Origin of the sequence: Vibrio sp. 070316B (genome assembly GCF_013114115.1) — a bacterium.
In the GTDB taxonomy this organism is placed as follows: Bacteria; Pseudomonadota; Gammaproteobacteria; order Enterobacterales; family Vibrionaceae; genus Vibrio; species Vibrio chagasii_B.
Genome location: NZ_VTYC01000038.1, coordinates 1 through 11398 on the forward strand (window position 1 = coordinate 1; position 11398 = coordinate 11398).

The 11398-nt window shown below is 43.4% G+C and carries 11 protein-coding genes; 5 read left to right on the plus strand and 6 right to left on the minus strand.

Translation table 11 applies throughout. The annotated features are described in order from the left end of the window. Positions 1–1151 (minus strand): tandem-95 repeat protein (locus F0251_RS21110; RefSeq protein ID WP_171731740.1); only part of this gene is annotated, 1151 nt, incomplete at its 3' end. Between the two features lie 443 nt (positions 1152–1594). Between F0251_RS21110 and F0251_RS21115 the strand changes: the two genes are divergently transcribed. The 4 genes from F0251_RS21115 (at position 1595) to F0251_RS21130 (ending at position 6158) form a co-directional block, all read left to right on the plus strand. Next, on the plus strand, positions 1595–2860 hold the full coding sequence (locus F0251_RS21115; RefSeq protein WP_061033501.1) for a TolC family outer membrane protein: 1266 nt from the start codon (positions 1595–1597) through the stop codon (positions 2858–2860). Further along, entirely contained in the window at positions 2860–3477 is a 618-nt protein-coding gene (locus F0251_RS21120) for an OmpA family protein (RefSeq protein WP_008224671.1), read from the plus strand. Before F0251_RS21115 ends, F0251_RS21120 begins: the two co-directional genes overlap by 1 nt. Positions 3478–3611: 134 nt before the next feature. Further along, on the plus strand, positions 3612–3962 hold the full coding sequence (locus F0251_RS21125) for a DUF2750 domain-containing protein (RefSeq protein ID WP_004738289.1): 351 nt from the start codon (positions 3612–3614) through the stop codon (positions 3960–3962). Between the two features lie 162 nt (positions 3963–4124). After that, positions 4125–6158: a diguanylate cyclase gene (locus tag F0251_RS21130; protein WP_105057194.1), complete on the plus strand. Its 2034-nt coding sequence runs from the start codon at positions 4125–4127 to the stop codon at positions 6156–6158. Here F0251_RS21130 and queC read toward each other — a convergent pair. Both queC and queE read right to left on the minus strand, forming a co-directional pair. After that, positions 6118–6813: a 7-cyano-7-deazaguanine synthase QueC gene (gene queC, locus F0251_RS21135; protein WP_061033467.1), complete on the minus strand. Its 696-nt coding sequence runs from the start codon at positions 6811–6813 to the stop codon at positions 6118–6120. The genes F0251_RS21130 and queC overlap by 41 nt on opposite strands. 63 nt (positions 6814–6876) lie before the next feature. Next, positions 6877–7545 carry a 7-carboxy-7-deazaguanine synthase QueE gene (gene queE, locus F0251_RS21140; RefSeq protein WP_308507424.1) on the minus strand — a complete coding sequence of 223 codons (669 nt, stop codon included), beginning with the start codon at positions 7543–7545 and terminating at the stop codon, positions 6877–6879. Between the two features lie 184 nt (positions 7546–7729). On the opposite strand from queE, the gene F0251_RS21145 reads away from it, so the two are divergent. Further along, on the plus strand, positions 7730–8539 hold the full coding sequence (locus tag F0251_RS21145; protein ID WP_171731741.1) for a Cof-type HAD-IIB family hydrolase: 810 nt from the start codon (positions 7730–7732) through the stop codon (positions 8537–8539). A 76-nt stretch (positions 8540–8615) separates the two neighbouring features. On the opposite strand, the gene F0251_RS21150 is transcribed toward F0251_RS21145, so the two are convergent. From F0251_RS21150 to F0251_RS21160, 3 genes are all read right to left on the minus strand, one after another. Further along, positions 8616–10028: a phosphatase PAP2 family protein gene (locus F0251_RS21150; protein ID WP_171731742.1), complete on the minus strand. Its 1413-nt coding sequence runs from the start codon at positions 10026–10028 to the stop codon at positions 8616–8618. 83 nt (positions 10029–10111) lie between these two features. Beyond that, the gene (locus tag F0251_RS21155; RefSeq protein ID WP_171731743.1) at positions 10112–10591 is read right to left on the minus strand and encodes a GNAT family N-acetyltransferase; all 480 of its coding nucleotides are present in this window, start codon (positions 10589–10591) and stop codon (positions 10112–10114) included. 190 nt (positions 10592–10781) lie between these two features. Beyond that, positions 10782–11192, minus strand: a complete 411-nt coding sequence (locus F0251_RS21160) for a glycine zipper domain-containing protein (protein WP_105057199.1) — start codon at positions 11190–11192, stop codon at positions 10782–10784. Positions 11193–11398 lie beyond the last annotated feature (206 nt).

The following is an 11398-nucleotide window of genomic DNA, read 5'->3' on the forward strand; positions in this document are numbered from 1 at the left end:
TCCGTGTAGCCCAGGTCCGCCGCCGTGATGGTGTAGCTGCCTGCCTCATCCACTTCCGCCGACAGATCGCCTGTCAGCTCCGGCGCATCATTCACTGGAGTCACACCAACATCAACAGTAATAGTGTCTGTTCCGCCATTTCCATCGCTAACAACAACAGTGAAGCTATCATTGCCGTTGTAATTTTCGTTTGGCGTGTAGGTCCAGTTGCCGTCTTCATCTACAACAACGGTGCCGTTGGATGGTTCAGTGCCTTTAGAGAAGTTTAATGAATCACCATCAGTGTCAGATGCTGAAATGCTACCGTTGACTGGTGTGTCTTCATCAGTAGTTACGGCTATATTGTCGCCAAGTGGGTTGCCATTTGCATCTGTAATGAGTGGGGTATCGTTGACAGGGTTAACGCCAACATTCACAGTGATCGTATCAGTACCACCTTGGCCATCGGATACAACGACCGAGAAACTATCGTCACCATTGAAATCATTATTTGGGGTGTATGTCCAACTACCATCACTGTTTAAAGTGACGGTTCCGTTTGCCGGCGGTTTAGAAATAGCAAAAGAAAGAGTGTCATTATCGCCATCAAAAGCACTCAATGTACCGCTGACTGGGGTATCTTCATCAGTCGATAAAGATATCGTGTCACCCATGGCTACATTGTTTGAATCTGCAAATAAAGGGGCTGTATTTGATTGGGTTGAAGATTCTGAGATAAAACGATAAGCATCAAGCAGGCTCAAGCTTTGTGTACGAGACATACCCAACGCTTCGAAACCTGTAGTGACGAAATCAGTACCAGGGATCGTTTCTTCGCCATCTCGCTCAATTGTACCACTAGTACCTAAGCTAGAACCATTTTGACCAGCAGCGGTTGCGAACTCTTCGCCTAATTCTGTAGGGTCTTGACCTTCTTCTAAGGCTGCGAATATATCAGCAATATCTTGGTCGAGTTCAATCTCACCATCTTCTGGTGAGAATCGCTTCGCGGAAACTTCAGGGCTATTTGATTCATTAAGAGATTCTAAGATGACATCTCCCGCCTGAAGTGGCTCGCCTTCTTCTAGGACTTTAATCGTGCCATCTGTTGAAATAACAATGCGCTGGCCCAGTGCTAGTGCGCCAGCCAAATTCAAAGTCGTCATGTCCATATTAACCCCTAAAACCCATCTTTTGTCATCAACGTCAAAATAGTGACATCTTTTTATAATATTAGTTAGAATATAACATCTAAAAACACATCATTCATAGTTATGATTCCATTATTTAACAACCTTAGATGCAAGGTAATGACAATGCTCACAACAAGTAACAATTCAGGTGCCTAAAACATCAATATAAGTTATTGTGTCAGCGAAAGATAATTCGAATACAAATAAAAGATTTCAGTGCTCAAAATCAAAATAAAACGCACGATGATCGGTTAACAAATTTACAACCATTTACGGCAGCTTCTAGAGCGAACGTTATTTTTTTGGCGGTTCACCTAAATTTTGTGTCTTTACCAAGTAAAGCTCATATTTCGGTGTCAGTCCATTTGGGGAGATGGAAATTGAATTGCATTCAAGCAACAACATTAGGATTAGCGATAGCGCTGAGTTTGCCGGCTGGCGCACAAACCTTAGAGCAGGCTGTAGCATTTACTTTAGAAAGTAACCCTGAAATCAAAAGTGCTTACAACGAGTATATTAGTAAACGTTACTTGAATGATGCATCAGGGGGAGCCTACCGACCAAGTATCGATTTAGATGGAGGTATTGGTTATGAGCACACGGACCTTGCCACGAACGCCGATACAACTGACCTCACTCGCAAAGAAGCGACAATTACGTTAACCCAATTGATATGGGATGGCTCAAACACATCAAATGATATCGACCGTACTGCAGCAGACGCTGAGTCTGTTCGCTATCAATTACTGTCTAACGCGCAAGACATCGCATTAGAAGTAACGAAAGTCTACCTTGATGCAGTTAAGGCCTATGAAGTTCTTTCTCTCTCTGAAAGTAACCTAGCGACACACAAAGAGATATACAGTGATATTCGTAAGCGCGTGGAGTCAGGAATTGGCTCGACAGCAGATATGTCTCAAGTAGAAGCTCGTATTGCTAAAGCACATGGTAACTTACTCGCAGCTCAAAATAACTTGTTTGACACTCACACTCAATTTAAGCGACTTGTCGGACAATCTCCGCTAGGTCTAACCTTTCCTCGCGCCGATGCTGGTGCTATTCCATACACTGTTGATGGCGCCCTAGCAAAAGCCTTCAATCAACACCCTGTGATCAAGATAGCTCAAGCCGACGTTGATTCAGCAAAGTTTCAGTATAAGCAGTCGAAAAGCACCAACTACCCAACAGTGTCTTTTGAAGCAGCGCAAACCTGGCGTGATGATGCCGGAGGTACAGAAGGGAGTAGTGATGAATTCTCCGCGATGGTTCGCTTAAGATACAATCTTTATAATGGTGGTTCAGATCAAGACCGCGCTGAAAGTGCCGCGTACCAACTGAACAAAGCCAAGGATCTTCGTGAGAGCACGTACCGCAATGTTGAAGAGAGTTTACGCCTTTCCTGGAGTGCTCTAGATTTGACGGTCCAGCAAAAAGAATTCCTATCTGACCACGTAGACTCGGCATCAGATACGGTTATTTCATATGAGAAACAATACCGCATCGGTAAACGAACCCTACTCGACTTGCTCAATACAGAGAATGAATTGTTTGAAGCTCGTAAAGGCTATTTAGATGCCAAGTATGACGAGCAATACGCAAAATATCGCGTTATGAACGCAACTGGTAATCTACTTACTGGCTTACGAGTTGAGATCCCTGAAGAATGGAATGAAAAGGTGGAATATTAATGAAGCTAACAAACACAGTTTTATCGCTTTGCTTCATGGTTGTATCTACCCATGCTTTAGCTGACAACAATGAAGATGAATTTGAGTATCGTGCGCTTCCGCCTGTCACTCAAATTTACGATCTACAAGATGACGACAACGACGGCGTAATCAATGCGCGTGATTTGTGTGCCGATACGCAGATTGGTGCAGAAATAGATAACGACGGTTGTGGTTCATATTTCGAGTCATCGGAGAAGAAAGAGCTCCATATACTCTTCGCCAATAACTCTACAGAAATTAACCCTGCTTTCCTCAATCAGATACGCCAAATGGCTGCCTTTTTGAAACGTTACGAAAGCACGACCATTGAACTGCAAGGTTACGCCAGTAAGGTAGGCAATGCCGAGCACAACCTAATGCTGTCAAAAGAACGTGCTGCCAACGTTAGACGCGCACTTATCAGTAACGGTATCCAACCTTCTAGAGTCAATATCGTTGGTCATGGTGATGCTGAGTTCAGTAGCAATGACACTGAAATCAACCATGCCCTTCACCGCAAAGTCGTTGCTTCCGTTGCCGGGTTTAAAGGCAATATCAAAGAAGAATGGCATATTTTCACTAAGATTAAGAAGTAACCCTCCCTACTTTAACCATACTGAAACGTTATCTTAAGTTCACGTTTCAGTATGGTTATAATTCCTTAAATAGCATATACCTAAGCCGTCTATAATGTTAATCTTGCCACGTTATCAACATAGAGAATTAATCCATGAGCAAACTAACAGCTGATACTCAAGCAAATCTAGAACTTTTCGTTTCTGAAACACAAGAAACTAAACTGGTATGGGGCCTTCGCAACGAAGAAGGTTGGCTAGCATGTGACTCAAGTGAATTCGAAAACAGCGAAGTGATGCCTTTCTGGTCTTCAAAAGAAGATGCTCAAACTCACAACGTTGAAGAGTGGGCTGACTTTGAAGTACTAGAAATTCCACTAGACATCTTTGTCGAAGATTGGCTACTAACTCTTGCTGAAGATGGCGTACTAGTCGGTGTTAACTGGAACGAATCTCTAGAAGGCAAAGAGCTTGAGCCTTCTGACCTAGCGAAATTATACATCTAATTTCAAGTATCGGCCGTGCAAATTGTACGGCCGATATCTCTCTGATAAAACTAAATAAATTAGAGATCCCGTTCGCAATCCCTGCCACAAACACCCCTCAAAAATTGAAGCAAGATCAAACTAATCATAGAATATCGTTCTTTATCTACTTGATAGCTTCTTGTGACACGTTCTCTTTTTCTTAGCTTTATCTTTTGGGTTAGTTTTGTTACACACAGCCAACCAGTCAGTCCAAGTCTCTCTTTAGACTCACCTATCACTTTGCCAAGCGCATCTGACATAAACACTCCAAACGCTGATTGGAATGCACTTTACCTATCGACTTTGAAGCACTCTCCTGAACGTGCGTTAAACATGCTGCAAACACGCTATACGAGCTCGACTGTTTACGGTGATAAGCTTTACCTATCATCTCTCCTCTATCAATACATGAGTCATCGCGATCAACCCTTCTATGGCATAGCTTCCAATGACAGCGAATACCAGGCAATTGAAAATGCGTTTCTTTCTGCGCTGATGAAAGACGGCAAAGGTCAATATGAAGAGGCACAGCAAGGCTTTTTGACCCTGTTAGCGAAGATGCAATCGCGCAGCGATTTAACCGGAAGAGCGCTACTGAAATACCAACTATGCCGATCCCTGAACGAGCAAGCGAAGTACCATCAAGCAAACTATTACTGCTCAGCTCTTCAATCCGATTTGCATAACATCGCCGACCCTGTATTGCCAAAATTTGGGACTTATCGAGTCATCGCCAACAATCACCATTTCCGTAGTGACTATCAAGCAGCGCTAAACACCTATCTAGCATTGATTAACGTATTTCCACAAGGGCATGATATTTCTGGAATCTACAATGATGTGGGTAATTTGCTCAAAGAACTAAAGCAATACGATAAATCGGCGCAGTACTTGACAGAAGCGCTAGCACTCAGAGCTGATGCTTCAGATTTAATGAAAGCTCAAGTACACCACAGCTTAGCTGACCTATATCTGAATCAAGGGGAAAATGATTTAGCGATTACCCATTTTAAGCAAGCTAAAGTACTACTGAGTACCTCATATCATAACTACGGCATCGCTCTAACCAATCTTGGTTTGGGTAAAGCGTACACACAAACCAATGACTATGATCTAGCAAGAAGCTATTTAGTCGACGCTCTTTCTGCTTCCAGCGAGCTCAACAATAATGTCATTCGAATCAACGCTTACTTAGCAATCAGCAATATGTTCGAAGATCGGAAGTTAATGAAAGAAGCACTCAATTATGCCCAACAAGCTCTAGCGCTAGCCGAACAAGTTACAAGGCATAAGTACATCGCAGAATCCCTTCTTCAGCTTTCTGATATTCATCAATCACTGGGCGATTACCAGCAAGCGTTTTACTTTTACCAACGTTACTCGTCCATACAGATGGAAGCACGAGATATTGATAACCGGTTAGCCTTTGAAGCACTAGACCTAACTCACGCTAAATATGAACAAGAGTTGGAAAACTCCTTTCTGGCACATCAGACGAAACTCGACCGCATTCAAATTGAAAAGATGGAACATCAAAGGTGGATGTACAACATCACCGTGATCCTATTGTTATGTGCAGCGAGCTTTACAGTATTGGTAAACAGAACCGTTCGTGCAAAAGCAGCCATTGACGTAATGACAAAGGCGTACGGTCGCACCGAAATAATACGAAGAATTAAGCGAGTAAAACGCTGTCAAGGCAAGGACAAGCAACACGTTCTTGTTTTGCTTGACCTAGATAAGTTTAAAAAGATAAATGACCAACATGGTCACCCTACTGGCGACAGAGCACTCGTTCATGTTAGCCAGCAAATAAGAAAACACTTAATGAATGGTGAATTGTTTGGTCGTTTAGGTGGTGAGGAGTTTGTGATCATGCTGACCGACACAAAACCTGCTGAAGTACGAGAGCGTGTTGAAGAGTTGCACTACGCCATATCAAGCACGGTCTTCTTATCAGAAAGTAAAAAGCCACTTAATGTAACCGCGAGTTTTGCTTACTTAGCAACCTCAAACGCATTAAGTGACTTTGATGACTTGTATTCAGTTCTTGATCAAGCGTTGTATCAAGCAAAGAGCAACGGCCGAAACTGCATCATCGATGCCTATAACGAGCCTATTGATTTACCAGAAGTTATTTATTCTCAGCCTGTTTTCGAACCAACTCAGCCATGATGCTTTCGCGGTCACCGAGGTAATCATTGAGGCCGACTTTACGTAATTCACACGCTGGACAATCGCCACAACCATCACCGATGATGCCGTTGTAACAAGTCAGAGTTTTATTGCGCACTAGCTCAAGTGCTGAGTATTGATCGGCTAAGGCCCAAGTTTCAGCCTTGTTTAGCCACATTAGTGGCGTTTTGATGTCCAGCTGCTTATCCATACCTTGTACTAACGCAGAGTTCATCGCTTTTACAAAGTCATTACGACAATCAGGGTAGCCAGAGAAGTCTGTTTCACACACACCGGTAATCACCGTTTCAGCGCCAATTTGATATGCGTAGATACCAGCAAGCGTTAAGAACAGAATGTTACGACCTGGGACAAACGAGTTTGGCAAACCGTTCTCTTGCAGTTCATGAGAAACAGGAATATCGTCACGAGTTAAAGAGCTGATAGCTAGCTCATTTAATAGAGTCACATCCATCACTTTGTGCGCTTTCACGCCTAACTCTTTAGCTAGTGATTCAGCGACTTCAATCTCGAGTTTATGACGCTGACCATAGTCAAACGTAATCGCATGAACTTCATCATACTCTTTTAATGCTTGAACTAGACACGTGGTTGAGTCTTGACCACCACTAAATACTACAACTGCTTTTTTCATTTCCATTCCTACCTAAAATTGACGAGCTTTCTACAACGGGTAAGCACTCTACAAAGTCACAAACTATGCGATGCTCAAGTACTTATGAGTTTGAATTGATAAGCGCCAATTGCGCTCAATGCAGGTATCAATACAAAGCTTCGTCGCACGATCTTTTTGGCTAATTGGTTGTAGAGCAATCACAGTATCGTCAGATACTTCTGCTCGTTCCAGTAAACCATCAAGTTGCTCGATGTCCTTACTTGTTCCTACTGGGTGCTTAATCTCGTTAGCACGCTGTAGAGCGCTGTCTAAGATTTCCAGCTTCGCTTTCATTGCCACTTTAGGTGACACCGTAACCCAGGTGTCAGGTGTCGCTTTGACTTCGGATGTACCGCTAGTCTCAATTTGGCAGCGACAGCCGTGTTTCTCAAATGCTTCAGTAAGAGGGACAAGATCATAAATACATGGCTCACCACCTGTAATCACAATGTGTTTAGCCGTGTAACCTTGCTTGATATATTCATTGACGATTCCTTGAGCATCAATAGAAGACCAAGTCGGTGAATCCTCTGTCTTAACCATGATATCACCAAGGCTAGTCTCGTCTTGTGGCAAAGCTTCCCATGTCTGTTTGGTATCACACCAAGAACAGCCTACAGGGCAAATTTGCAGACGAACAAAAACAGCAGGAACGCCGGTAAACACGCCCTCACCCTGGATGGTTTCAAACATTTCGTTAATCTTGTACAACTTTCCCTCAGCTCAATCATTTGATGAAATTAATCAACCGCAGACCTTAAAGCACTTACCCCTCTTGGTCAAACAAATGAGTACTGATAAATCAGTTGATCAAAGCCCTAGCCTGAAGTTTCAAGTTCCCTTATCCTTTCGCCCATTAGATTTCGTTAGCTTTTAATTTTTAGTAAGGAACAACATGTACAAACTGATTGCTCTTGATATGGACGGTACACTTCTCAACAGTGACAAAGTGATTTCTCAAGAGAACAAAGATGCAATTGCTAAAGCTCGCGCTGCGGGTGTGAAAGTCGTTCTGGCTTCTGGCCGCCCTTTAGAAGGCATGCAAAGCAAACTCGATGAGCTTTCAATTAACGGCGAGGATGACTTTGTACTCTTCTACAATGGCTCTATGGTTCAGAATGTATCAACAAAAGAGATCATTCATAGCGAGATCAGTAATGGTAAAGCAGCAAAAGAAATCGCTGCACTTGCCGAACAGCTTGGTGGCTATGTCCATGCGTTCAGCAAAGTTCATGGTTTAATTACACCAGAGAACAACGAATACACCGGCATTGAGGCGCGCATTAACGGCTTAGATATTACCGAATTCGATTTTTCTCAGTTGGAAGACGACCACGAAATCATTAAAACCATGATTGTTGCTGAGCCAACGAAACTGACAGACATCATCAGTAAATTGCCACAACAGCTTAAGAATCAGTTTACTATTGTTCAGAGCGCACCTTTTTTCTTAGAGTTCCTAAATCCGAACTCGAACAAAGGTGTTGGTATTGAAGCCATTGCCAAACACTTAGGCATTACAGCCGAAGAAGTAATCTGTATGGGCGACGCTGAAAATGACCACCATATGCTTGAATACGCGGGTCTGGGCATTGCAATGGACAACGCGATGAAAGAAACCAAGAAACTGGCAGATCACATCACAGCAAGCAACGACAATCATGGCGTAGCCGTTGCGATTGAAAAGTTTATCTTTAACTCGTAATCATTCGACTGGTATCGTAGACATTAAAAAGGCTGTGCAATGCACAGCCTTTTCGTAGTTAACAAGTATCGTTCGACTATTTTCTTGCCCAAGGCAAACGAAATGCCACAACACCAAACAAAATCAAAATTGGGAAGCGTAATGTCTCAACAATAAATGAAGCGATGCCACTAAAAGAAACAAAGCTACCAGCCCAGCTAATCAGCAGATTTCCCGCAAGCAACATCGCCATCACGCCTAGCACAACCTTAAACGAGAATTGACCGATTAAAGGTTTAGAGTCCGTTAGCGTCACCAGGCAAGCAATGGTCATTAAAATAGCGACCCAGAATGAGAACGTTGGCAGTGGCCAGATAACTGTAAGTACGATTGATAGAAGGCATAAGCCCCACCACACGCCTTTGGAGCTTAATAGCACACTAATATCAACATCGGGTTTACTATCAAGTCTCACTATATGCCAAGTCGTTAAGGCGCCTAACAAACCGCCCATCAACACATCACTGAAAAATGCACTGCCCGTATAAGCTTTAAACAGCATAATCCAAAGTAGCCCGGCAAGTACAATCAGTATCGACTTCTGCTCAAAAAGACGTTTTAGTTTCCACAGCACCAACAAAGTTAAACTCACCCAAAGCGCTGCCAACAAACTTGGAAAACTATAACCACTGCTCATCACTAATTTCAATGTTGGGAGATAAGCGTGTGGACGTGGGAAACCAAACCCTTGGTGCGCTATCAAAGTCAGCAGTGTCACTGATATCAAGGTGAAACCGAACTTCAACGCAAAGTTGCGACCAAAATGCCAAGCGATTAATGGCAAAATCACAATGAAAGCCCACGGTTTTGCGAGTAGATCGGTCAATAGAACCGTATTAGAAAAGATACTAGGTAGGTTATCGAACATGTTTTGCAGCGAGACAATCCAACCTAGTTCAACTTGATGAACTTTTGGCGCTGCACCCACCAGCTCCGTTACGTAAGTCACAGGTTGGTTTGTCGCCGAAAGAAACAGCTCATTAATCTCAGACCACTGTTCTGGGTAGCGGTATTGATTTGCTGGTAGCGCAGTAGGAGGAAGCAACATCGCCCTGCTCACTTCGACGCCATAATGCGGAGCAAACCAAATAGGTAGCTCAAAGCCACCTATTTCGTTTCGAGCTTGATAACTGATCACCTCAGAATCTGAGATACAATCATAAATAACAGCGCTGTCAGTGTAACCAAGTACATCACCAACCGTTACGGATAGCCCCGCTTCTTCCCAGGTTTCGCGCTGCGCTGCGATAGCAGGTGATTCACCGGCGACTACGGTGCCTCCTGGGAGAGACAATTGCCCCGTGATCAGCTCATCAACTAACACAATTTGATTGTCAGCACGTACTACACACAAGGCGCCCGCAATATGATCAGGCAAGGTGTTGTTTGCCAAAGCGGGAGTAGTACTCAACAGAGAAATAATAAAAATCAATAGATATCGAATAGCCAACGAATTTACCTACAAATAATAGAAGAAATGGAGACTGCTATCGCAGTTGAACTATTGTAATGAAACACGCAAAGAATCGCTGTCTATGTTTTGTGCAAAGCCTTTCTCATCCATTGAATGTGAGGTGTGAACCCCATTTTTTGATAGAAGTCCTTGGCAGGAGAGTTAAAGTCCCAAACCTCGACGAACACTTGCGTTACACCATAGTCTTCGAAAGTGGATTCGATACGCTTAAACAACGCCAGTGCAACATCCGCTTTTCGGTATTCCGGTAAAACAAAAAGCTCATCGACACTCCCCATCTGAACCGGCTTACTCACAGTAGAGATCAGCTCGCAGAAATGCCCTGAAATGAAGCCCACAATCAGCTCACCTTTTAATGCTACATACACCAAGCATTCAGGGTCATCCAAGTATCTTACAATACTCTTCTCCTGCTCGATCTCTTCAGCCGTCTTAAAGTGCTCAGGACAAGCAATATGATGGTGATGGTGAAGATCAAACATCAACTCATTAAGTTGCTCTAGATCGGTGTGCTTTGCAGCTCTTAGTGTAACGTTCATTATGAGTACGGTTCTCAGCCCAATTAATTATCTAAACAGAGTCTAGTTTACTTGCCATCACTAGCTATACAAGTGATTGAATTAATTCGTTGTTTGAACCGTGTATTTTAGATACAAAAATGACCACGTTGTCGTGGTCATTCGCGTTGAGATGGGATGGTTGTTAAACCTATTGCGCAAGAGTCGAGCGTTATGCGCCGTCGCCTTTTTTCTCCTCTTTGCCTTCCTTAAGCTCAGCAAGCTGCTGTTCCAATTCAATCAACTTAATTTCCGCTTCGACTTCAGCGACTCGTTTCTCCGCATCAGTGCGGTTATCTTGCGACAAGCCATCAGCAGTCACTTGAGTTCGCTGAGCATTTCTCGCATCATCCGTATCCTTCATTGAACCCGCGACACCACCAGTAACACCACCCAACGCAGCACCTTTAACGGCCAAGCTTGCATCTCCAGTAAGTGCACCCGCTGTCGCTCCTAGTAACGCACCGCCTACCGCACCACGATTTCGTGCAGCATTCTCATTTTCGTTATCCATTGCCGGTGATGCACAGCCAGAAAGAGTCACAATCAGTGTCGCTAAAAGAAAAGGTTTAGTGAATGTCATAGGAGTCTCGCTTCGTTCTTCGTTTGGATTGACGCTATATTAAGCAGACGAACGAACAAGATAAATAAACGCAAGTTTAGATGAAACATAATGGCCTGCTATGTATAACCCAATTTATGCATAACGAAATACTAAGTGCTTTGTGAGCCAGGGTTCTCTCCCCAGACACAAAAAAGGCGATCCCATCGGATCGCCTATTAACCTGT